We start from the raw sequence: 21,634 nt of genomic DNA, 5'->3' as shown, positions 1-21,634 counted from the left end.
CCGGTAGCGCGCCCCGGTGGTGGATCAGGCCCGCGGCACCGGCAGGTCGAGCACCTCGTCGACCGGCCGGCGGGAAGTCGGCCAGCCGGGCTGGCCGTAGCCGATGCGCAGCACCATCTGCGGGGTGCCGAACCGCCCCAGCGACAGCCGCAGCTGCTCGCGGGCGGTCGGCACCTCGATCGGCTGGGACAGCAGCGACGCCGCCAGCCCCGCGTCGGTGGCGGTGAGCAGCACCCGCTGCAACGCCTGCCCGGCCACCACCTGGTCGACGGCGGTGTTGCCGGTCGAGCCGAGCACCGCGACGAGGGGCTCCGGCTCGAAGTCGCGCCCGGGGGCGCGGTTCCGGCCGCCGAAGCCGCGCGACGGCAGCAGGTCCTGCGGCTCGGCCTGCGGGCCGCCGGCCGACCTCGGCACGCCGTCGGGGGCGGGCTCGGCACGGACCCACTCCGCCCGCTCGGCCCGGTAGGCCGGATCCCGCTCCAGCACCCGGTGCGCGCCGCGGGCGATCTCGGCGAACGCGTTCACCGCGCTCACCCCGACCAGCAGCTCCAGCCAGCACCCTTCGGCCCGGGCCGCCTCGGTGAGGCGCCACCGCGCGTCCGCCGGGACCGGGTCGGGCCAGAACGGGGCGCGGTTGCTGAACCGGCGGGGGAGGGCCGCGTACAGCGCCTGCTCGGCGGGGGTGGGGCGGCGCGGCACGTCCGGCACCAGCCGGGCGACCACGTCGGGCTCGGCCGGGTACGGGCGCAGCCGCACCGTCGCCGGCGTACCGGCCACCGTCAGGGCGAGCCGCAGGTTGAACAGCGCCGCCCCGCAGGCGACGCGGACACCCCACCCGCTCGGGTCGGTGGCCGGCAGGCGCCGGGACGGGTCGACCAGGATCTCGATCCCGCCGTCGCGCAGGCGGAACCGCCACGGCTGGGTGTTGTGCAGGGAGGGCGCCCGCACGGCGTCGGTCGCGGCGGCGCGTAGCTGCTCGACGGTGTAGCCGGCGTCCATGGTGTCGCTCCTTCCGTGACGGCTGGTGCCGCCCTCGGTGGGTTCCTCCCCACGGTGCGTCACGCCGGGGCCGCCCGAGCAGGGCCGGACGTCCCGTCCCGCCAGGACCCACCGCCCCGCCGCACCGCAGGCCACGCCCCGGAGCGTGCCGTTCGGGCCGGTCACGGTCGGGACCTTCGGCCCGTGCGGGTGACGGCTGCGGCGGGTAGAAACGAGAGATGATCCGCGTGTTCCTGCTCGACGACCACGAGGTCGTCCGTCGTGGCCTGGCCGACCTGCTCACCAGCAGTGGTGACATCGAGGTGGTCGGCGAGTCCGGCCTGGCCCAGGAGGCGGCGCGACGGATTCCGGCGCTGCGCCCCGACGTGGCGATCCTCGACGCACGGCTCCCGGACGGCAGCGGCATCGACGTGTGCCGTGACATCCGGGCCGTGGACTCGTCGATCAAGGGCCTGATCCTCACCTCGTACGAGGACGACGAGGCCTTGTTCGCGGCGATCATGGCCGGCGCCGCCGGGTACGTGCTCAAGCAGATCCGCGGCACCGACCTGGTCGACGCGGTCCGGCGGGTGGCGGCGGGGCAGTCGCTGCTCGACCCGGCGATCACCACCCGCGTGCTGGAGCGTATCCGCAGCGGCGTCGAGCAGCCCCGCGAGCTGAAGTCGCTGACCGAGCAGGAGCGGCGGATCCTGGAGTACGTGGCCGAGGGCCTCACCAACCGGGAGATCGCCGGCAAGATGTTCCTCGCCGAGAAGACGGTGAAGAACTACGTCTCCAGCGTGCTGGCCAAGCTGGGCCTGGAGCGGCGGACCCAGGCCGCCGTGCTGGCCACCCGCCTCCTCGGCAAGACCCCCTGACCACCCGGCGGCACCGCTGACCGGCGGGGCGTCAGCCGTGCAACGGCACGCACCAGTGCAGGCGGGTGCCGTGCGGGGCGACCGGTTGCACCTCGAAGGTGCCGCCGTGCCGCTCGGCGCGTTCACGCAGGTTGACGAGGCCGCTCCGCGCGGCGGCCGGGTCGCAGCCGACCCCGTCGTCGGTGACGGTCACCGTGACCTGGCCGGCGTCCACGCGGACGGCGACGGTGACGTGGTGGGCCTGCGCGTGGCGTACCGCGTTGGACAACGCCTCCCGCAGCACGGCCGTGAGGTCGGGGCGGACGTCGTCGGGGACGGCGCTGTCGATCGGGCCGGCCAGGTCCAGGGCAGGCCGGAAGCCGAGCGACTCCGCCGCCACGTCGACCGCCTCCCGGATCTCGGTGCGCAGCGCCGCGCTCATCGGCGTACGCAGCTCGAAGATGGTGCGGCGGATGTCCTTGATGGTGGCGTCCAGGTCGTCGACCGCCGCGTTGATCCGCTTGGCGACCTCCGGGCGTGCGCTCATCGGTACCGCGCTCTGCAACTGGAGGCCGGTCGCGAACAACCGCTGGATCACCACGTCGTGCAGGTCGCGGGCGATGCGCTCGCGGTCCTCCAGGACGACCAGCAGCTCGCGCTCCTCCTGCCCCCGCGCCCGTTCCATGGCCAGCGCCGCCTGCCCGGCGAAGCTGCCGAGCAGGGCCAGGTCGTCGTCGCTGGTGCCGCCGTGATCCGGGTGGTGCGCCACCACCAGTACGCCGTGCAGGGTGTCGGCGGTGGCCAGCGGGGACACCACGGCCGGCCCGGTGTGCAGCAGCGCCGGCCACGGCGCGGCGTGCGCCAGGTCGCCCACCTGGTCGTGCCGGCCCTCGGCGACGGCGGCGGCGAAGCTGGTCTCGGCGGCGGGCACGACCGTGCCGACCAGCGCGCCGGCCTGCTCGCCGGCACCGTCGACCACCTCGACGGTGAACCGGTCGGCGTCGGGGTCGTACAGCAGCACCAGCGCCAGCTCCGCCTCGGCGACCTCCCGGGCGCGCCGCGCCACCAGGCTCAGCGCGTCGGTGCGGCGGACCTCGCCGAGCAGCAGCGAGGTGATCTCGGCGGTGGCCGCGAGCCAGCGCTCCCGCCGGTGGGCCAGCGCGTACAGGCGGGCGTTCTCGATCGCGACGCCGGCCGCGGCGGCCAACGCCACCACGATCTCCTCGTCGTCCTCGGTGAACTCGGCGGCACCCTGCTTCTCGGCCAGGTAGAGGTTGCCGAAGACGTGGTCGCGGATGCGTACCGGCACGCCGAGGAAGCTGTGCATCGGCGGGTGGTTCGGCGGGAAGCCGTACGACTTCGGGTGCCGGGTGATGTCGGGCATCCGGACCGGACGCGGGTCGTCGATGAGCAGGCCGAGCACCCCCCGGCCGTGCGGCAGATCCCCGATCTTCGCGTGCAGCTCGGCGTCGATGCCGTGGGTGATGAAGTCGTGCAGCATCCGGTCGCGGCCGACGATGCCGAGCGCGCCGTAACGGGCGCCGGCCAGCCCGCAGGCCGACTCCACGATGCGCTGGAGGGTGCTGCGCAGGTCGAGGTCGGTGCCGATGCCGACCACCGCGTCGAGCAGCGCGCGCAGCCGCTCCCGGCTGGTGACCACCTCGCCGACCCGGTCCAGCATCTCCTGGAGCAGCTCGTCGAGGCGTACCCGCGACAGCGGGGTCAGCCCGAGCGAGGGGGTCGCGGGGGGTTCGCTCCGGGGCGTCGGTGCGCTGGCCACCGCCCGATGCTATCGCCGGCCGGTCGTGCCGGGATACCCCGTCAGGCGCTCCGGACGGCGGAGGTGTCGACCACCTGCTCGACGGCGAGCCGCGGGGTGTGCGGCGGGCCGGCGTGCGCCGGGTCCGCGATCCCCAGGCGCAGCACCAGGTACGGGTGACCCATGCCGGCCAGCAGTCCGCGCAGCGTCTGACGGGTGCCGGGCACCTCCACCACACCGCTCAGCGGCACGACCGAGACACCGAGCCGGGTCGCGGTCAGCCAACCGGCCGAGAGCGCCTCGCCGGCGCGCAGCCAGTCGATCGGCTCGTCCTCGTCGCCGTAGAGCAGCCCGTACCCGGCCGCGCGGTCGTGGCCGGGGCCGACCGGCAGGGTGCCGGGGCGGCCGAAGTCGCGGGCCGGCACCGTCGTCTCCGGGGCCGCCTCCGGCAGCACCTCGGGCGGCAGGCCGGCGCCGCCGGCGCGGCTCGTCCAGTACGCGAGCTCCTCGTGCAGCTGCGGGTCCTCCGCCTCGACGGTGGCGGCGTGCGAGGCCGCGGCCGCCAGTTCCAGGACCTGGTCGCGGTCGAGCAGGTGGAGCTGGACGCCCTCGGCCACGACGGCCTTGGTGATGTCGCCGACCGCGGCGCTCGGCACGGGCTCCTCGCTGACCGGCCGCCGGTCGGTGTGGCGGACCTGCATGCACTGCACGAGGCGCATCGCTTCCGGGTCGGCCCCGACCCGGGTCAGCCCGGTCAGGCGGGCCAGCAGGTCCGGTTCGGCGGGGTCGGGCATCCGCTCCACGGCGGCCCGCCAGCCCTCGGCGGTCAGCGCGACCCGCGCGTGGTGCAGCGCCGCGCCGCAGCTCAGCGTCGACAGCCGGCCCTCCGGGTCGGTGGCCGCGAGCTGGCGGTCCCGGACGGTGTGCAGCTCCAGCGCGTCCGGCAGCACCCGCCAACGCCACGGCTGCGTGTTGTGCACCGAGGGGGCGTGACCGGCGGTCGCGGCGGCCTCCGCGAGCGCGGTGGTCAGCGGGCCGTCCGTCGCCGGCGTGTCCTGGCTCATCCTCACGACCTTTCCGTCTCGAGCACATCGTCCCCCACCCCGACGGCGTCCCGGGCGGGGTTGCGGCTCCATCCTGCGACACCCCGCGGACCGGCGCAGGGTGCGCAGGTCCCCACCGGCCGGGCCCTTTGGCCCGCCCCATCGCCGTCGGCCGCGGGCCGGACGGGCACCGACCGGCCGTCGGCCGGTCGGGTGGTCAGCGTTCCCGGACGACCGCGACCGGGCAGTGCGCGTGGTGCAGGAGCTGCTGGCTGACCGAGCCGAGGAGCATCCCCGCCAGACCACCCCGGCCCCGGGTGCCGACCACGACGAGCTGCGCGTCCCGGCTCGCCGCCACCAGCAGGGCGGCGGCGCTGCCCTCCGCCATGCGCACCGTCACGTCGACGTCCGGGAACGCCCGCTCGCAGCGGCCCAGCGGCTCGTCCAGCTCGGCGCGGTCGGCCCGGACCGCCGCCTGGTTCTCCGGATCCGACGGCGGGCGCTGACCCGGTGGCACGTGCCAGGCGCGGAGCACGCGCAGCGCCACGTTCCGGGCGGCGGCCTGCTCGAACGCGAAGCCCAACGCCAGCAGCGAGTGCTCCGACCCGTCCACGCCGACGGTGACGTGCCGGGTGCGCCCGCCGGTGTTGCCGCGCACCACGACGACCGGGCAGTGCGCGTGCGCGGTGACCGACACCGCCGTGGAGCCGGCGAGAAGACCGCCGAACCCGCCGTGCCCCCGGGTGCCGAGCACCAGCAGACCGGCCCGCGCCGACCGCTCCTGGAGCACCAGGGCGGGCGGGCCGTCGAACACCTCGCCGGTGACCGTGAGCCCCGGGCGGGCGGTGTCGGCCGCAGCCCGCTGGACCAACTCCTCCACCTGCCGCCGGGCCGCCTCGTCGGGCCAGACGCCCGGTGCCACGCCGGGGCCGATCCACCCGGCGACGGTGAGCCATTCGAAGACGTACGCGAGCCGCACCGGCCGCCCGCTCCGTCCGGCCTCGTCCAGGGCCCACTCCAGGGCCAGCGCGGCGTCCGGCGAGCCGTCGTAGCCGACCAGGATCTCGTCGCCGCTCACCGCGCCAACCTTCCGTTCGCGACTGCGGGGCTCGCCGGCGCACTCCTCGCGCTCACTGGTCACCCCTGACCTTGGGGTCGCTCTCCCGGATCCACCGCCACTCGGACACCCGCGGGTCGTCCTCGCCGTGCCGGCGGGTGTAGTCGCGGCACGACTGGCGGGCGTCGACCATCTCCTGCCGCAGGTGGGCCGCCCGGGCGGCCAGCCCGGGCACCCGGTCGATCACGTCGATGACCAGGTGGAAGCGGTCCAGGTCGTTGAGCATCACCATGTCGAACGGCGTGGTGGTGGTGCCCTCCTCCTTGTAGCCGCGTACGTGCAGGTTCTCGTGGTTGGTCCGACGGTACGTCAGCCGGTGGATCAGCCACGGGTAGCCGTGGTACGCGAAGATGACCGGCTTGTCCGCCGTGAAGATCGTGTCGAACTCCTTGTCCGACAGCCCGTGCGGGTGTTCCGTGGGCGGCTGGAGGCGCATCAGGTCGACCACGTTGACCACCCGCACCTTCAGCTCGGGCAGGTGCCGGCGCAGCAGGTCGGCCGCGGCGAGGGTCTCCAGGGTCGGCACGTCGCCGGCGCAGGCGAGCACCACGTCCGGCTCCTCACCGCCGTCGCTGCTGGCCCAGTCCCAGATGCCGAGGCCACGGCGGCAGTGCATGATCGCGTCGTCCATCGACAGCCAGTTCGGCGCCGGCTGCTTCCCGGCGACCACCACGTTGATGTAGTGCCGGCTGCGCAGGCAGTGGTCCATGGTGGAGAGCAGGGTGTTGGCGTCCGGCGGCAGGTAGACCCGGACCACCTCCGCCTTCTTGTTCATGACGTGGTCGATGAAGCCCGGGTCCTGGTGCGAGAAGCCGTTGTGGTCCTGCCGCCACACGTGACTGGAGAGCAGGTAGTTCAGCGAGGCCAGCGGCTGCCGCCAGGGGATGGCCCGGGTCACCTTCAGCCACTTCGCGTGCTGGTTGACCATCGAGTCGACGATGTGGATGAACGCCTCGTAGCTGGTGAAGATCCCGTGCCGGCCGGTCAGCAGGTACCCCTCCAGCCAGCCCTGACACAGGGTCTCCGACAGCACCTCCATGACCCGGCCGTCGGGGGACAGGTGGTCGTCGTCGGGCACCGTCGCCGCCACCCAGGCCCGGCCGGTGACCTCGAGCGCGGCACCGAGCCGGTTGGACTCGACCTCGTCCGGGCCGAACAGCCGGAACGTCTGCGGATTCGCCGCGATCACGTCCCGGACCCACCGCCCCAACGCCCCGGTGGCACCGCCGATCGTCGCGCCGGGACTCGCCACCTCCACCGCGTAGTCGCGGAAGTCCGGCAGGTTCAGGTCCCGCAACACCAGCCCGCCGTTCGTGACCGGGTTGGCGCTCATCCGGCGGTCCCCCCGCGGGGGCAGCGCCGCCAGGTCGGCCACCGGGGCGCCGGTCGCGTCGAACAGCTCCTCCGGCCGGTAGCTGCGCAGCCACCGCTCCAGCTCGGCCAGGTGCGCCGGGTTGGTGCGCACCTCCGACAGCGGCACCTGGTGCGACCGGTACGTGCCCTCCACGTGCTTGCCGTCGACGTCTCGGGGGCCGGTCCAGCCCTTCGGCGTCCGGAGGATGACCATCGGCCAGCGCGGACGCTCGACCGCGCCACCCGACCGGGCCTTCCGCTGGATCGCGGCGATCTCGTCCAGCGCCCGGTCCAGGGCCGCGGCGAGCGCCTGGTGCACGGTCGCCGGGTCGTCGCCGGCGACCACGTACGGCTGGTAGCCGTTCCCGCGCATCAGGTCCAGCAGGTCGGACTCGGGGATGCGGTCGAGCACCGTCGGGCTGGCGATCTTGTACCCGTTGAGGTGCAGGATGGGCAGCACCGCGCCGTCCCGGGCCGGGTTGAGGAACACGTTCGACAGCCAACTGCCGGCGAGCGGCCCGGTCTCCGCCTCGCCGTCACCGATGACGCAGGCGACCAGCAGGTCCGGGTTGTCGAACGCCGCGCCGTAGGCGTGGCTGAGCGCGTACCCCAGCTCGCCGCCCTCGTGGATCGAACCCGGCACCTCGGACGCGACGTGACTCGGGACGCCGCCCGGGAAGGAGAACTGGCGGAACAGCCGGGCCATGCCGGCCTCGTCGCGGCCGGTGCCGTGGTAGCGCTCGCTCCACGTGCCCTCCAGCCAGGTGTTCGCGACCAGGGCCGGGCCGCCGTGGCCCGGGCCGGTGATGAAGATGGCGGAGAGGTCACGGGCGACGACGACGCGGTTGAGGTGGGCGTAGATCAGGTTCAGGCCGGGGCTCGTGCCCCAGTGACCGAGCAGCCGCGGCTTCACGTGCTCGGCTGTGAGCGGTTCCCGGAGCAGCGGATTGTCGAGCAGGTAGATCTGCCCGACGGTGAGGTAGTTCGCCGCCCGCCAGTACGCGTCCAGCCGGCGCAGCTCGTCTTCGGTCAGGGGGCCGTGCAGGTCGGTTGCGGTGTCCATACTGCCTGAGCCTCTCGCGGGTCGGGGAGTGGCGCATCCGGAAGGAAGGGTTCCGTCATCAGCCTCGCCGGATCGGCTGCGGTGGATCAGGGTCGTTGGTCCTGTGCGTCCGGGCCGTCCGTCGCGGCGAATCCGCGTACCACGATCACCGGCGCCGGGGAGTGGTAGAGCAGCGTCTGGCTCACGGACCCGAGCATGCCCCGGCCGGGCTGGTCCGCCCGCGCAGCCACCACCGCGAGCTGGGCCGACCGCGTCTGCTCGACGAGGACGGAACGCGGGTCGCCGCGGATGGTGTGACACTCGACGGATACGGCGGGCCACCGTTCGCCGACCCGGGCGACGGTGCCGGTGAGCACCTCCGGGTCGTCGTCGGCGCACCCCGGCTCCGCCACCCGGACGGCCACCAGCCGGGCCTCGCGACGCGCGGCGCAGTCGAACGCCCACGCCAGCGCCTTCCGGGAGTCGGGTGAGCCGTCCACGCCGACCAGCACCGGGCCCTCCGGCGGAGGATCCCGGCGTCCGACCAGCACCGGACACCCGGCCCGGGCGGCGACCTGTACGGCGGGCGCCTCGGCGGGCACGCAGCAGCCGGGGTGTGCGCTCATGCCACTGTCGCCGACCGCGACCAGGAACGCCGTCTCCGACCGGCGGACCAGCGTGTCCACCGCTGGTTCCTCGGAGATCTCGCCGCTGACCGGCAGGTCCTCGTCGACCTCCTTGGCGACCTCGGTGGCGCGGGCGAGAAGTTCCTCCGCCGCGTCGTGCGGCCCCGCGATCGACGGTGCCGCCAGCGCCGCTCCCCAGTCGAACGCGTGCACCAGGTGCAGCGGCCGCCCGTGCCCGACGGCCTCGCGCGCGGCCAGCCGGACCAGCGGCAGGTTCCGCTCCGAGCCGACACCGGCCAGCACCGGCGCCTCGGTGACTGCGGTCATCCGGCATCACCTCCGCAGGCGTCGCACCCGGCCCCCGTCCCGAGGCTAGTCCGGGTGGTACGGCGGCGGGGCGGGATCGGCGTACCGCCGTGCTGTCCGCCGCACCCCCGGCGGCCTTCGCGCCTGGGGCCCGGCGGCGGACGCCGTCACCGGGTGGCGCGGCTCAGCGGAACTGGAGGCGGTTGATCGCGTCGAAGACGCGGGCGCCGAAGAGCCGCCGCGTGTGCACCATCGCCCACGCCGCCGCCGTGACCAGGTAGCGGGTGCGCGGGCGACGGGCGGTCACCGCCCGTTCGATCACCCGGGCGACCGCGTCGGGCGCGGCCGCGAGCAGGCGATTCTCGTACGACCGCGCCATCGTCTCGTCCACCGCCGCCACCATCCTCCGGTACGGCCCGGCCGGGTCCGCCCCCGCGCCGAGCGACCCGGCCGCGACGGCGCCGAAGCCGGTACGGATCAGGCCCGGCTCGACGATCGCCACGTCGATGCCGAACGGCCGCACCTCCTGGCGCAGCGCGTCGGAGATGGCCTCCACCGCGTACTTGCTCGCGTGGTAGTAGCCCCCACCGGGGAACACGATCCGGCCGCCCATCGAGCTGACGTTGACGATCCGGCCCCGGCCGGCCCGACGCATGCCGGGCAGCACCAGCTGGGTGAGCCGGCTCAGCCCGAACACGTTCGTCTCGAACTGCGCCCGCACCCGATCCATCGGGGTCTCCTCGATCGGGCCGTACTCTCCGTAGCCGGCGTTGTTCACCAGGACGTCGACCTGGCCGTGCTCGGCCTCGATCGCGGCGACGGCGGCGGTCATCGACGCCTCGTCGGTGACGTCGAGGGGAAGCAGCCGGGCGCCGGCCTCCGCCAGGTCGGCGATCGCCTCGACCTTGCGGGCGGTGGCGTAGACGGTCAACCCGGGGTGCCGGGCCAGCCGCGCGACGGTGGCCCGGCCGATGCCGGACGAGGTGCCGGTGACGAGGACGGTGGTCATGCGAGGTCTCCAGGGGTGTCCAGGCCGGCGACGATCAACGCGACCCCGTCGCGCAGCCGCCGCCGGGGCAGGTCGGGGTCGGTGAGGTCGGCCTCCAGGCCGCGGGTGAGCGCGACCAGCACGTCGGCCACCGCGCGGGCGCGGGGCCCGGCACGGTCGGCGAGCGCGGCGGCCACCAGATCGGTCAGCTCCCGGGTGTACGCCTCGACGAGGTCCCCGGTCAGCTTGGTGCTCTCGTCGAGCAACTCGGCGGCGTGCCGGCTCTCCCGGTGCAGGGTCAGGGTGAGGTCCAGCTTCGCCCCGAGCACGGTGAGCAACCGCTCGGCCGTGGACGCCGCGGGGTCGGCGGCCGCCCGGCGCGCCTCGGCGAGCGAGTCGGCGAACAGCCGCTCGGCAAGCCGTCGGTACGCGTCGTCCTTGTTGCGGACGTACTGGTAGACGGCCGGACGCGACATCCCGGCGGCGGCCGCGATGTCGTCCATCGTCGTCCGACGCACCCCGTGTCGGGTGAAGCACTCGTACGCCGCCGCGAGGATCGTCTCCAGCCGGTCGCTCGACATGCTGACAATCCTTGCACATTTTGTCAGCACGTCAAGGGCGGACTGGTGGCGATGGCGCCTCCCTGGGCTGAATGTCGGGTTTCGGGGGTGTGATGGGCGGCATCGTGGGGGTGGAATGGGGGCGGGGGCCGGGTCGTTACATCACCTGGACGATCGAGCAGGGCCGCCCACCCGAGCGGGTGGGGCATGGGTCCTCGGGCCCGGCCGGAATGATGGCGGGCCGGCGGTCGTTACATCTGGATCCGGCACCACGAGGGCCCCGGCCCCGGTTCGCCGGTCTTTCGGTCACCATCTGCCCGCCCCCCTTGGGCCTGGTGGTCATCCCTCGAATGTCTGTGAGCGCCGGACGGTGCTTGCGTCACCACACCCCTTGTCCCCCCTTTGCGGGTGGGTGGCGTCTTCCCCCGAATGGAGCTTGTCATGAACTCGAAGCTGCTGCGTAAGAGCGTTCTGGGTGTTGCTGGTCTGGCCTTCGCCGGTGGCGTGGTCGCCGGCCCCGCCACCGCCGCCCCGTCGGTGGAGTCCAAGCCGGTCGCCGCCACGGTGCTGGCCGACAAGCCCGACACCGGCAAGCTGATTCCGCACGGTGTGCAGGGCAAGCAGTCCCGCATCGACCTGGACGACGAGCAGACCGCGAATGTGAAGGCGATCATCGCGGCGACGAAGAAGGCCGACATGGACGAGCGGGCCGCCGTGGTGGCCATCGCCACCGCGTTGCAGGAGTCGAAGCTGGTCAACCTGGGTCACCTGGGTGAGCGCAACGACCACGACTCGCAGGGCCTGTTCCAGCAGCGCCCGTCCAGCGGGTGGGGCACGGTCGAGCAGATCACCGACCCCGAATACTCCACGCTGGCGTTCCTCAAGGGTCTCAAGCAGGTCGACGGCTGGCAGGACATGCCGCTGACCAAGGCCGCCCAGACCGTACAGGTGTCGGCCTACCCGTTCCACTACGCCCAGTGGGAGACCCAGGCCGCCGACCTCGTCGCCAAGTACTGGAACAGCTGACAACCACAGTCTTTCCTCGACAGGGGGAACCAAGCCGCTGGCCGGCACCCGAACCCGGGTGCCGGCCAGCGGCGTTTCGCACGCCTGGCCGACCGATTCTCAGCGCACGTGGACGATGATGGCTGTGGCGTTGTCGGCGCCGCCGGCGGTGAGAGTGGCGTCGAGGAGGGCGCTGACGGCCTGATCCGGATCGGGGTCGGCCAGAAGTTCCCGCAGGCGGTGGTAGTCGACCTGGTCGCTCACCCCGTCGGTGCAGAGCAGCCAGGTGTCACCGGGTCGCAGCGTCACCGCGTGCAGGTCCGCCTCCGGTTCGCCGGGGTGCCCGGCGTACCGGGTGAGCTGGTAGCGGGCCCGGGCGGCGGCGGGGGAGTCGGCCGCGTACCAGCCGTGGACGACGCCCAGCCAGGCCGCGGTGTGGTCGACGGTCAGCAGTTCCAGGAGGCCGTCGCGCAGCCGGTACGCCCGGGAGTCACCGAGCTGCACCAGCCAGCCCTGTCCGCCGTCCGGTTCGACGAGCAGGGCGGTGAGGGTGCACCCGGTCAGGTCGGCGAGGTCGGCGCCGGCGGCGCGTACCGCCGACTGGACCTCGTTCACGGCGGTGCGCAACCGCCGGGCGTCGATGTGGGGCCAGGCGGCTCGGAGCTGCGTGACGAGCGTCCGCACGGCGGTGCTGCCGGCCCGCCGGCTTCCCTCGCCGGCTCCCATCCCGTCGGCGACCACGGCGAGGGGACGGTCGGGGTCGACGTGGAGGACGTCGAAGTTGGCCGGGTACCGGTGGCCGACGACGGTGTCGCCCGCGAGGTTCAGGTCCAGGTCGCCGGCGCGCAGGCGGACGGACGCTGGGTCGGGCCGGGGCGATCGGGCGGGAGCGGGCACGGCCGGACCCTAGCAGGACGTCAACCGGGGTTGACGTTTCCGCGTCGTCAACGTAAGTTGACGCCATGAGTCAGGCGACGGAACTCGCGGCGGCCGCCAGCAGCACCGACCCCCGGGTCGGGCTGCGCGCCGTCCGCGCGCTGCGCCGGCTTCTCGAGCGGCTCGAGGTGGTCCAGGTCGACAACGCCCGGCGGCAGGGCTGGTCCTGGCAGGAGATCGCCGACGCGCTCGAGGTCAGCCGGCAGGCGGTCCACAAGAAGCACGCCGGGCGGCCGGCGGTCGATCGATCCTGGGAGGCGTGATGTTCGAGCGGTTCACCGACCGGGCGCGCAGCGTGGTCAAGGGGGCGCGCGCCGAGGCCCGCGCCGAGGGGCAACGCCCGGTCGGCACCGAGCACCTGCTGCTCGCGATGCTCGACGACGGCGACAGCCTCGCGGTGCGGGTGCTGCGCGAGGCGGGCGTCAGCGCCGACGACCTGCGGGCTCGGATCCGGCGGCACACCGCGTACACCAGCACCGGGCTCGCCGACGCCGACGCCGCCGCGCTGCGCGAGATCGGCATCGACCTGGCGGCCATCGTCGCGCGCATCGAGAAGACGTTCGGCCCGGACGCGCTCCGCGAGGCGGAGCCGGCGCCGCGCCGCCGCTGGGGCCGGCGACGGTACGCGGGCGGCCCGTTCTCGACGCGGGCGAAGAAGGCGCTGGAACTGTCGCTGCGGGAGGCGCTGCGGCTGCGCCACTCACACATCGGCACCGAGCACATCCTGCTCGGCCTGCTCCGCGAGGGCGACGGCCTCGCCGCGCTGGTGCTCACCGAGGCGGGCGTGAACCTGGACGACCTCCGCCGCCGCGTCGAGGCCGCCCTCCGCACGGCCGCCTGACCCGGGCGCGTGGCGTGGGGCGGCGGGCTGCACCGGTGGCGGCGGCGCCGAAACCTCCTTGTGGCGCTGCCGACCCCGCTCGCGCCGCAACTCGCTGAACCCGCGGCTGTGCTGCACACTGACGCCGTGGATGCTGGAGAGGACAAGGGCGGGCTGCGGTCGGCCGTGGTGGTGAACCCGGTCAAGGTGGCCGATCCGGACGAGTTGCGCCGTACCGTCGACGACGTCCTCGCCGCCGCCGGCTGGCCCGAACCGCTCTGGTACGAGACCACCGTCGACGACCCGGGGCGGGGCCAGGCCGCAGAGGCCGTACGGGCCGGCGTGGACGTGGTCTTCGTCTGCGGCGGCGACGGCACCGTCATGTCCTGCGTCAGCGCCCTCGTCGGCACCGAGGTGGCGCTGGCCGTCCTGCCGCAGGGCACCGGCAACCTGCTCGCGGCCAACCTGGGCCTCTCCAACGACCTCGTCGCCGGCCTCGAGGTGGCCCTCGAGCGCGGCCGGCGCCTGCTCGACGTCGGGCAGGTCGAGGAGCACTACTTCACCGTGATGGCCGGCATGGGCTTCGACGCCCAGATGCTGGCCGCCACCTCGGAGACCACCAAGAAGCGGATCGGCTGGCCGGCGTACGTGGTGGGGGCCGCGCGGCACCTGCGGGACCGGCCGATGCGGGTCTCCATCCGCATCGACGACCAGCAGCCGTTCCGGCGCCGGGTCCGGTCCGTCCTGGTCGCCAACGTCGGCCGGCTCCAGGGCGGCCTGCGCCTGCTCACCGGCGCCGAGCCGGACGACGGCTACCTCGACGTCGCGGTGCTCACCCCGCGCACGTTGCGGCACTGGGTGGCGCTCGGCTGGGCGGTCGTCCGCCGGCAGGAACGGGTGCCCCGGATGGAGGTGTTCCGCGGGCGGCGGGTGGAGATCACCAGCAACCGCCCGCAGCCGCGGGAGCTCGACGGTGACCTGATCGAGCCGGGCCGGACGCTGCGGGCGGAGATCCGGCGGCGGGCGCTGTGGCTGTGCGTACCGCAGCCGGAGGAGGCGCCGGACCTGGCGGTGGACGTCGACGCGGCCGCGGAGCGGGGCGAGCAGCGGGTCGAGGAGGCGCGCCGTGAGTAGCACCCGCATCGTGCCGGAGACCCGGCTGATGGCCGACGAGGAGCTGTCCGCCGACGACGCCTGGCACACCCTGCGCCGCGAGGGCGGCTGGCACCTGCTGCGGGACGCGTTCATCCGGTTCCGCTACGGCGACGGGTTCAGTCACTCCCGGGCGTTCGCGTTGCAGCTCTGCCTGGCCGTGGTGCCGTTCCTGATCGCGCTGACCGGTCTGATCTCCGAGCTGGGCGTCGAGGAGGGCGGTGAGGTCGTCGCCGACACCGTGCTGGCGCTCTCTCCGGGCGCCAGCGACGAGGTGGTGGGCGAGCTGCTCGGCGAGGGCGAACGCACCGAGGAGGTGGGCGAGCTGGCCCTGACCCTCGGTCTGCTCACCGGCCTCGTCGCGCTGACCATGACGATGGCGCAGATCGAGCGGGGCGCCAACCGGATCTACGGCGTCGAGCGGGACCGCCCGGCGCTGTGGAAGTACGTACGCGCCGCCGTCCTGGCACTCACCGCCGGCCTGCCCGCGCTGACCGGGTTCCTCATCCTGGTCGCCGGCGGTGCGATCGGCGACTCGGTGCAGCGGCACTACGCGTGGGGGGAGGGCGCCCACGCCGTGTGGGACGTGGCGCGGTGGCCGCTCAGCCTGGGGCTGACCGTGCTGGCCGTCGCGGTGCTCTTCCGGCACGCGCCCCGGCGCAACCAGCCCAGCCTCTCCTGGCTCTACTTCGGGGCGGGGCTCGCCACCGCGCTGTGGTGGCTGACCAGTCTCCTGCTGGCGGGGTACGTCGCCTGGAGCGACGGCTTCAACCAGACCTACGGTGCGCTGACCGGCATGATGGCGCTGCTGCTGTGGGCGAACTTCACCGGCATGGCGCTCTTCGGCGGGCTGGCCTTCGCCGCGCAGTTGGAGGCGGTGCGGATCGGCGCCCACGAGCCGGCCCAGCCGGACCTGTGGGAGCCCGAGGCCGACCGGATGGAGCCGCACGACACCGGTGAGATGACCTCGCTGTAGGTCCGGCCCGGTGTACGCGAAGCACCGATCGGGTAAAGCGCCACGCCAGGAGCTGAGAGGGAGGCTGCCGTGGGCGTGGTCACCGACGTGTTGCGTCGACCACTGGGTCACTTCACCGAGCGGACGCTCGCCGGGCTGGCGCTCGTGCTCGGCACCGGGGTCGGCTTCGGCCTGCTGCTGGTCCTGGTCCGGGTGAAGTGGACCCCGCTGTACGACGTCGACCACGGTGTCGCCGCCTGGCTCAACGACCTCGTGTCGCCGTACGGGCCGCTGGTCACCGTGCTCAACGCGCTCACGGACCTGGGCGGCCGGGCGGTGCTCATCTGGCTGATCTCGGTCGCCGTGGTCGGTCTGCTGATCCGCCGGCAGGGGCGGCTGGCGGTGTTCCTCATCGTCACCGGCGTCGGCGCGTTGATCCTGGACCCGGCGCTCAAGACGCTCGTCGACCGGCTGCGCCCCGAGGTGGAGGTGCCGATCGGGACGTACGCGGGGCAGAGCTTCCCCTCCGGCCACGCGCTCGGGTCGTTCGTCGCGTACGGTGCGCTGCTGCTGGTCTTCCTCCCGGCCATGTCGCCCCGCTGGCGGAAGCCGGCGATCGGCCTGGTCGCCACGCTCGTGGTGCTCATCGGGCTGACCCGGATCGCGCTGGGCGTGCACTTCGTCTCCGACGTGCTGGGCGCCTGGCTGCTGGGCGCGGCGTGGCTGGGCATCGCCGCGTACGCCTTCCGCCTGTGGCGGCTGGAGCGCGGCCGGCCGGTGCCGGCGCTGACCGAGGGGTTGGAGCCGGAGGCCGCGCACGACGTGGCGCCCGCCCCCGACGAGGCGCACCTGCTGCCGCACCCGCGGGCAGCCGTCTTCGAGCTGATCGTCGGCTGGGTGCTGGTGCTCGGCGCCCTCTACGGCTTCGGGATGTTCGTCAGCTACCACGCCGGTGGGACGTTCCTCGCCACCCTCGACACCGACGTGCCGCGCTGGTTCGCCGAACACCGGACCCCGGCCCGCGACGAGCTCTCCTGGTGGTGGAGCAAGTTCGGCGACACCCACGCGATCCTGCTGATCTCGCTGGTCTTCTGCCCGCTGGTGCTGGCGGTCTGGCGGCGCTGGCGCCCGGTGCTGTTCGTCGCGCTGACCATGTTCGGCGAACTGACCCTCTTCCTCGCCTCCGCCGCCGCGGTGGACCGGCCCCGCCCGCCGGTCGGGAACCTGGACGGGCCGATGCCGACGTCGTCCTTCCCGTCCGGCCACATCGCGGCCACCCTGTGCGTCTGGGTCGCCATCGCGATCATCGCCTTCCCGCGCACCGACCGCTGGTGGCGCTGGGTGTTCGTGGCGCTGGCGGTGATCATGCCGGTCGGCGTGGCGGTGTCGCGGATGTACCGGGGGATGCACCACCCGACCGACTTCATGGGCGCGATCATCCTGTGCACCCTCTGGGTGGGGCTGCTCTACTGGGTGGTCCGGCCGAACGAGGACCTGCGTGAGGGCAACCGGCCGGCCATCGAGTCGGAGGACGTGCACACCCTCGACGACGAGCTGGCCCGGGCCGGCCGGGTGGACTGACCGGCCGCATGCTGCGCGTGGCGACGTGGAACATCCGTACCGGCGGTCGGGACGCCGGCGGCGGGGACCGGCGGGATCTGATCGTCCGGGTCGTCACCGACCTGCGGCCGGACATCCTGGCGCTGCAGGAGCTGCGCGGCTTCGACGACGGCACCCTGGCGGCCTTCGCCGGGCGGATGGGGATGGTGGCACGCCTGGCCCGGTCGTGGTTCGCCCAGCCGGTGGCGGTGCTGGTCCGCCCGCCGCTGCGGATCCTCACCGCCGGCCGGGTACGCCGGCCGTTCCACCACGCCGCCGAGCGGGTCACGGTGGCCACCGACGCGGGGCCGCTGACCGTGTTCGGTACGCATCTCAACCCGTACTCCGGCGGGCGGCGACGGATGGAGGCCGACTGGCTGGCGGCGGCCGTGCGCCGGACCGGCGGGCCGGCCCTGGTCGCCGGTGACCTGAACACCCTCGATCCGGCCGTCGACCACACCGCGCGCCTGGCCGGGCTGCCGGAGCTGTACCGGCGCCGGCACCTGCGCCGGGACGGCCGGACCGTGGACACCCGCGCGGTCGCCCGGCTGCTGGACGCCGGCCTGGTCGACCTCTGGGCACGCGACGGTTCACCGGAACCGGACGGGTGGACCGTGCCGACGCGGCACGGCGGGGCGGAGTTCGCGCCGATGCGCCTGGACTACCTTCTGGCCACGCCCGCGGTCGCCGAGCTGACCCGGCAGGTGCGGGTGGTCCGGGGCGGCGACGCCGACCGCGCCTCCGACCACTACCCGCTGATCGCCGACCTCGACGTCGCGCCGGCGTAGCTGGCACCGCTGCTCAACCTGGTGCTACAGCACCAGGTTGAGCAGCACGGTCAGGACGATCGACGCGACGACCGAGAAGAGGATCATCAGCAGGCAGCCGAGGCCGCCGCCGGCCGGGCGGATCTCCGTGTTTCCGATGCGCATCAGCGAATCACCTGTTCGTCAGGGTCGGAGCCAGCAGCAGCCGGACCGCGTCGGCGACCTGGGCGGGGGCGGTGGTGGCGACGTTGTGCGCGGCGCCGGGCACCACGACGTCCCGGGCGTGGGGTACCAGCCGCGCCGCCTGTGACCGCCACCCGCCGGGGACCACCGGGTCGCGGGAGCCGGTCACCACCACGGTCGGCGCGGCGATCCGCACCAGGTCCGCCTCGATCGCGTTGCGCACCGAGTGGGTGAGGGTCGCGGACACCCGCCAGGGGCGGGCGTCCCACACGTCGCGGAGCAGGATGGGCGCCTGCAACGGCGCCTCGCGCAGCGTGTCGACCAGCCACCGTCCGACCTGGCCGCGCCGTGACCGCGCGGCCGGGTCGCTGGTGGGGCCGGCCAGCACCACCGCGCGGACCGCCTCGGGGTGCCGGGCGGCCAGGGCCGCGGCGACCTCCGCGCCGAACGAGTGGCCGAGCACGCAGACCGGCGGCATCCGGTACGCGGCCAGCCAGGCGGCGAGGTGGTCGGCGTGCCGGGGCACGTCGTACGCGGTGCCGGGGCGTTCGGTCAGGCCGAAGCCGGGCAGGTCCGGCACGTACACGGGGTGGGTGTCGGCGAGCGCCACGGCCAGGGGGGTGAGGTACCGGTGTGAGACGGCGAGGCCGTGCACGAGCACGACCGGCGGGGCGTCGGTGCCCGGGTCGGCGCCGCGGCGGGTGTGCGTCCGGAGGCCGTCGACCAGTCGCCACTCACTGGTGAGACCGGCGGCGGGCCGGGGCGCGGCGAGGGCGAGGCGCAGCTCGGCGGGGCCGAAGCGCCCGGCCGCGGTCAGCCGGGGCCGCCGCAGCGGCGAGACCCTCACAGCTCCCGCAGGCGCGGCAGCAACTGCTCCTGCGCCCACTCCAGGAACATCGGCTGGCTCTCCCCGCCGACCTGTACGAGCGCGACGTGGCTGAAGCCGGCGTCGACGAACTTCTTGAACGCCTCGACGTGCCGGTCGACGTCCGGGCCGCAGGGGACGCCCTCGGCGACGTCCTCCTCCCGCACGAACTGGGTGGCGGCGGCGAAGGCGTCCGGCCCGGGCAGGTCCGCGTTGACCTTCCAGCCCAACCCGAACCAGCGGAACTGGTCGTGCACGATCTTGCGGCACTCGGCTTCGTCCGGGCCGTAGCAGATGGCGACCTGCCCGAAGCGTGGCTTGCCGGCGCCGCCGGCGTCGTCGTACATCTCGACCAGCTCGGCGAGCGGGTCGGTGGCGATCATCCCGTCGGCGTACTCGGCGGCGAGGGTGGCCGACTGCCGGCCGGAGGCGGCGATCGCCATCGGCACCGGCTGCTCCGGCCGGTCCCAGACGTACGCGTCGGGCACGTCGTAGTGGTTGCCGGAGAAGGTGAGCGTCTCCCCGTTGAGCAGGGGCCGGATGATCTGGAGGGCCTCCTCGAACATCTCGTGCCGCTGCTGCACGTGCGGCCAGCCGCCCACGACGTGCTCGTTGAGGTTCTCGCCCGCGCCCAGGCCCAGGGTGAACCGCCCGTCCGACAGCACGCCGACGGTGCTCGCCTTCTGCGCCACGACGGCCGGGTGGTAGCGGGCGATCGGGCAGGTCACGAACGACATCAGCCGCGCCCGCGAGGTGGCGTGGGCGACCGCGCCGAGCACCGACCAGGCGTACGGGGCGTGGCCCTGCGAATCGAGCCAGGGGTAGTAGTGGTCGGACATGACGAGGTGGTCGAAGCCGGCCGCCTCGGCGCGTACGGCGTAGTCGACCAGTTCCTTCGGACCGGCCTGCTCGCACAGGAGGGTGTAGCCGACGTTGACCATGGTGCCTCCTCGTTCCGACCGGGCGGATCATCCCCGGATACCCCGGTCGGCGTCGGTCAACCCTGGCGGACCGCGTTCCTTAACCGGTTCATTGCGCTCCGGCAGCCATCGCTCTACGCTGATTCCTGCCGCCGGGAGCCAGGTGGCGGTTGTCGGGCTGCAACCGCCGTCCCCTGTGACGTCCCACCCCTGCGCGGGCAGCGGGGGCCCTCGGTGAGGAAGGCCATGACAAGACGACTCTCCGCCGCCGGTGCGGCGCTTCTCGCGCTGCTCGTCGCGGTCCTGATGATCGGGCAGCCGGCGCGGGCCGCGACCGGCTTCACGGTCGCGAACGGCAAGCTGTACGACGCGAACGGCAACGAGTTCATCATGCGTGGGGTCAACCACGCGCACACCTGGTACACGCACCAGACCCGTTCGTTCGCCGACATCAAGGCGCTCGGGGCGAACACCGTCCGCGTGGTGTTGTCGAGCGGCGACCGGTGGACCCGCAACAGCGCCACCGACGTCGCCAACGTCATCTCCCTGTGCCGGACCAACCGCCTCATCTGCGTCCTGGAGGTGCACGACACCACCGGGTACGGCGAGCAGAGCGGCGCGATCACGCTCGACCGGGCCGTGGACTACTGGCTGAGCATCGCCGATGTCCTGCGTGGGCAGGAGGCGTACGTGATCGTCAACATCGGCAACGAGCCGTACGGCAACCAGAACTACGGCACCTGGGCCGGCGACACATCCAACGCGATCACGCGGCTGCGCGCCGCCGACCTCGACCACACGATCATGGTGGACGCCCCCAACTGGGGGCAGGACTGGACGTTCACCATGCGCGATAACGCGTCGACGGTGTTCGCCGCCGACCCGGACCGCAACACCGTCTTCTCGATCCACATGTACGGCGTCTTCGACACCGCCGCCGAGATCAGCGACTACCTCGGCCGGTTCCGCGCCGCCCGGCTGCCGATCGTGGTGGGCGAGTTCGGCCACAACCACTCCGACGGGAACCCGGACGAGGACACCATCCTCAGCTACAGCCAGGCCAACGGCATCGGCTGGCTGGGCTGGTCGTGGAGCGGCAACGGCGGTGGCGTCGAGTACCTGGACCTGGCGGTCAACTTCGACCCGAACAACCTGAGCACGTGGGGCCAGCGGCTGTTCAACGGCGCCAACGGCATCAAGGCCACCGCGAAGGAGGCCACGGTGTTCGGCAACCCGCCGACCAGCCCGCCGCCGACCACGCCGCCGCCGACCACCCCGCCGCCCACGACGCCACCGCCGGGCGGCTGCACGGCCACGTACACGATCACCAACCAGTGGCCCGGCGGTTTCCAGGGTGACGTCCGGGTGACCGCCGGCGGGTCGGCGATCACGGGCTGGACGGTGCGCTGGACGTTCGCCAACGGCCAGACCGTCAACCAGTCCTGGAACGTGTCGCTGACCAGCAGCGGGTCGGCGGTCACCGCCCGCAACGTGGACTGGAACGGCCGGCTGGGCGTCGGCGCCAGCACCAGCTTCGGCTTCCTCGGCAGCTGGAACGGCACCAACGCCGCACCCGCGGTGACCTGCACCGCGAGCTGATCCGTCCACCGGTGGCCGGGCCCGGACCAGGACCCGGCCACCGCGCCGGCCGCGCCTGACGTCGGCCGCGCCTGACGTCGGCCGCGCCTGACGTCGGCTGCCCAGCTCGTCGCGCACCCTCGTCTCAAGCACCCGTCGCCGGGAGCGGCATACCTGCTCTGGTCCCTTTGCTCTGCTTCAACGGACGCACAGATTCTGACGGCA

The 21,634-nt window shown here is 73.7% G+C and carries 20 protein-coding genes; 9 read left to right on the top strand and 11 right to left on the bottom strand.

All coding sequences use genetic code 11. The features are described 5' to 3' along the window. Positions 1-24 precede the first annotated feature (24 nt). Complete coding sequence (locus tag ACN26Y_RS29110) at positions 25-999, bottom strand: Acg family FMN-binding oxidoreductase (RefSeq protein WP_155333277.1); 975 nt, start codon at positions 997-999, stop codon at positions 25-27. A 218-nt stretch (positions 1,000-1,217) separates the two neighbouring features. On the opposite strand from ACN26Y_RS29110, the gene ACN26Y_RS29105 reads away from it, so the two are divergent. After that, the gene (locus ACN26Y_RS29105; protein WP_155333276.1) at positions 1,218-1,856 is read left to right on the top strand and encodes a response regulator; all 639 of its coding nucleotides are present in this window, start codon (positions 1,218-1,220) and stop codon (positions 1,854-1,856) included. Positions 1,857-1,887: 31 nt separating this feature from the next. Here ACN26Y_RS29105 and ACN26Y_RS29100 read toward each other — a convergent pair whose 3' ends face one another. The 7 genes from ACN26Y_RS29100 to ACN26Y_RS29070 form a co-directional block, all read right to left on the bottom strand. After that, positions 1,888-3,561: a GAF domain-containing protein gene (locus tag ACN26Y_RS29100; protein WP_366598039.1), complete on the bottom strand. Its 1,674-nt coding sequence runs from the start codon at positions 3,559-3,561 to the stop codon at positions 1,888-1,890. A gap of 95 nt (positions 3,562-3,656) precedes the next feature. After that, positions 3,657-4,658 (bottom strand): Acg family FMN-binding oxidoreductase, encoded by a 1,002-nt coding sequence (locus tag ACN26Y_RS29095; protein ID WP_230688817.1) that lies wholly within the window; start codon positions 4,656-4,658, stop codon positions 3,657-3,659. Positions 4,659-4,854: 196 nt separating this feature from the next. Beyond that, on the bottom strand, positions 4,855-5,715 hold the full coding sequence (locus ACN26Y_RS29090) for a universal stress protein (RefSeq protein ID WP_422733950.1): 861 nt from the start codon (positions 5,713-5,715) through the stop codon (positions 4,855-4,857). Positions 5,716-5,767: 52 nt separating this feature from the next. Continuing rightward, a complete protein-coding gene (locus ACN26Y_RS29085; protein ID WP_422733948.1) occupies positions 5,768-8,170 on the bottom strand; it encodes a phosphoketolase family protein in 2,403 nt (800 codons plus the stop codon). Positions 8,171-8,256: 86 nt separating this feature from the next. Further along, entirely contained in the window at positions 8,257-9,102 is an 846-nt protein-coding gene (locus ACN26Y_RS29080) for a universal stress protein (RefSeq protein ID WP_155333273.1), read from the bottom strand. A 163-nt stretch (positions 9,103-9,265) separates the two neighbouring features. After that, the gene (locus ACN26Y_RS29075) at positions 9,266-10,090 is read right to left on the bottom strand and encodes an oxidoreductase (RefSeq protein WP_422733947.1); all 825 of its coding nucleotides are present in this window, start codon (positions 10,088-10,090) and stop codon (positions 9,266-9,268) included. Next, entirely contained in the window at positions 10,087-10,650 is a 564-nt protein-coding gene (locus ACN26Y_RS29070; RefSeq protein WP_155333271.1) for a TetR/AcrR family transcriptional regulator, read from the bottom strand. Before ACN26Y_RS29070 ends, ACN26Y_RS29075 begins: the two co-directional genes overlap by 4 nt. Before the next feature lie 420 nt (positions 10,651-11,070). On the opposite strand from ACN26Y_RS29070, the gene ACN26Y_RS29065 reads away from it, so the two are divergent. Next, complete coding sequence (locus ACN26Y_RS29065) at positions 11,071-11,655, top strand: hypothetical protein (RefSeq protein ID WP_422733946.1); 585 nt, start codon at positions 11,071-11,073, stop codon at positions 11,653-11,655. Positions 11,656-11,754: 99 nt separating this feature from the next. On the opposite strand, the gene ACN26Y_RS29060 is transcribed toward ACN26Y_RS29065, so the two are convergent. Continuing rightward, entirely contained in the window at positions 11,755-12,531 is a 777-nt protein-coding gene (locus ACN26Y_RS29060) for a PP2C family protein-serine/threonine phosphatase (protein ID WP_155333269.1), read from the bottom strand. A 65-nt stretch (positions 12,532-12,596) separates the two neighbouring features. Between ACN26Y_RS29060 and ACN26Y_RS29055 the strand changes: the two genes are divergently transcribed. The 6 genes from ACN26Y_RS29055 to ACN26Y_RS29030 all read left to right on the top strand — a co-directional run bounded on the left by ACN26Y_RS29055 (position 12,597) and on the right by ACN26Y_RS29030 (position 17,884). Further along, positions 12,597-12,833, top strand: coding sequence for an HTH domain-containing protein (locus tag ACN26Y_RS29055; protein ID WP_155333268.1), 237 nt, complete (start codon positions 12,597-12,599; stop codon positions 12,831-12,833). Next, the gene (locus ACN26Y_RS29050) at positions 12,833-13,411 is read left to right on the top strand and encodes a Clp protease N-terminal domain-containing protein (RefSeq protein WP_155333267.1); all 579 of its coding nucleotides are present in this window, start codon (positions 12,833-12,835) and stop codon (positions 13,409-13,411) included. Before ACN26Y_RS29055 ends, ACN26Y_RS29050 begins: the two co-directional genes overlap by 1 nt. Positions 13,412-13,537: 126 nt before the next feature. Next, the gene (locus ACN26Y_RS29045) at positions 13,538-14,524 is read left to right on the top strand and encodes a diacylglycerol/lipid kinase family protein (protein WP_422733945.1); all 987 of its coding nucleotides are present in this window, start codon (positions 13,538-13,540) and stop codon (positions 14,522-14,524) included. Continuing rightward, on the top strand, positions 14,517-15,518 hold the full coding sequence (locus ACN26Y_RS29040; protein WP_155333265.1) for a YihY/virulence factor BrkB family protein: 1,002 nt from the start codon (positions 14,517-14,519) through the stop codon (positions 15,516-15,518). Before ACN26Y_RS29045 ends, ACN26Y_RS29040 begins: the two co-directional genes overlap by 8 nt. Positions 15,519-15,587: 69 nt before the next feature. After that, positions 15,588-17,078 (top strand): phosphatase PAP2 family protein, encoded by a 1,491-nt coding sequence (locus tag ACN26Y_RS29035; protein WP_155333264.1) that lies wholly within the window; start codon positions 15,588-15,590, stop codon positions 17,076-17,078. Positions 17,079-17,086: 8 nt separating this feature from the next. After that, complete coding sequence (locus ACN26Y_RS29030) at positions 17,087-17,884, top strand: endonuclease/exonuclease/phosphatase family protein (RefSeq protein WP_155333263.1); 798 nt, start codon at positions 17,087-17,089, stop codon at positions 17,882-17,884. 151 nt (positions 17,885-18,035) lie between these two features. Here ACN26Y_RS29030 and ACN26Y_RS29025 read toward each other — a convergent pair whose 3' ends face one another. Beyond that, entirely contained in the window at positions 18,036-18,893 is an 858-nt protein-coding gene (locus ACN26Y_RS29025) for an alpha/beta fold hydrolase (RefSeq protein WP_422733944.1), read from the bottom strand. Next, positions 18,890-19,852: a TIGR03557 family F420-dependent LLM class oxidoreductase gene (locus tag ACN26Y_RS29020; protein WP_155333262.1), complete on the bottom strand. Its 963-nt coding sequence runs from the start codon at positions 19,850-19,852 to the stop codon at positions 18,890-18,892. The genes ACN26Y_RS29025 and ACN26Y_RS29020 overlap by 4 nt, the downstream gene beginning before the upstream one ends. A 225-nt stretch (positions 19,853-20,077) precedes the next feature. Here ACN26Y_RS29020 and ACN26Y_RS29015 point away from each other — a divergent pair, with 225 nt between their 5' ends. Further along, positions 20,078-21,430 carry a cellulase family glycosylhydrolase gene (locus ACN26Y_RS29015; RefSeq protein WP_155333261.1) on the top strand — a complete coding sequence of 451 codons (1,353 nt, stop codon included), beginning with the start codon at positions 20,078-20,080 and terminating at the stop codon, positions 21,428-21,430. Positions 21,431-21,634: the final 204 nt, after the last annotated feature.

It is taken from the genome of Micromonospora sp. WMMD558 (assembly GCF_049315255.1).
Classification (GTDB): domain Bacteria; phylum Actinomycetota; class Actinomycetes; order Mycobacteriales; family Micromonosporaceae; genus Micromonospora.
This window is presented reverse-complemented; position numbering and strand designations above follow the sequence as displayed.

Bases quoted from the DNA above. Each gene is read 5' to 3' on its own strand.
- ACN26Y_RS29110 (WP_155333277.1), bottom strand. From the start codon at position 999: ATGGACGCCGGCTACACCGTCGAGCAGCTACGCGCCGCCGCGACCGAC.
- ACN26Y_RS29105 (WP_155333276.1), top strand. From the start codon at position 1,218: ATGATCCGCGTGTTCCTGCTCGACGACCACGAGGTCGTCCGTCGTGGC.
- ACN26Y_RS29095 (WP_230688817.1), bottom strand. From the start codon at position 4,658: ATGAGCCAGGACACGCCGGCGACGGACGGCCCGCTGACCACCGCGCTC.
- ACN26Y_RS29085 (WP_422733948.1), bottom strand. From the start codon at position 8,170: ATGGACACCGCAACCGACCTGCACGGCCCCCTGACCGAAGACGAGCTG.
- ACN26Y_RS29080 (WP_155333273.1), bottom strand. From the start codon at position 9,102: ATGACCGCAGTCACCGAGGCGCCGGTGCTGGCCGGTGTCGGCTCGGAG.
- ACN26Y_RS29075 (WP_422733947.1), bottom strand. From the start codon at position 10,090: ATGACCACCGTCCTCGTCACCGGCACCTCGTCCGGCATCGGCCGGGCC.
- ACN26Y_RS29070 (WP_155333271.1), bottom strand. From the start codon at position 10,650: ATGTCGAGCGACCGGCTGGAGACGATCCTCGCGGCGGCGTACGAGTGC.
- ACN26Y_RS29065 (WP_422733946.1), top strand. From the start codon at position 11,071: ATGAACTCGAAGCTGCTGCGTAAGAGCGTTCTGGGTGTTGCTGGTCTG.
- ACN26Y_RS29055 (WP_155333268.1), top strand. From the start codon at position 12,597: ATGAGTCAGGCGACGGAACTCGCGGCGGCCGCCAGCAGCACCGACCCC.
- ACN26Y_RS29050 (WP_155333267.1), top strand. From the start codon at position 12,833: ATGTTCGAGCGGTTCACCGACCGGGCGCGCAGCGTGGTCAAGGGGGCG.
- ACN26Y_RS29030 (WP_155333263.1), top strand. From the start codon at position 17,087: ATGCTGCGCGTGGCGACGTGGAACATCCGTACCGGCGGTCGGGACGCC.
- ACN26Y_RS29020 (WP_155333262.1), bottom strand. From the start codon at position 19,852: ATGGTCAACGTCGGCTACACCCTCCTGTGCGAGCAGGCCGGTCCGAAG.
- ACN26Y_RS29015 (WP_155333261.1), top strand. From the start codon at position 20,078: ATGACAAGACGACTCTCCGCCGCCGGTGCGGCGCTTCTCGCGCTGCTC.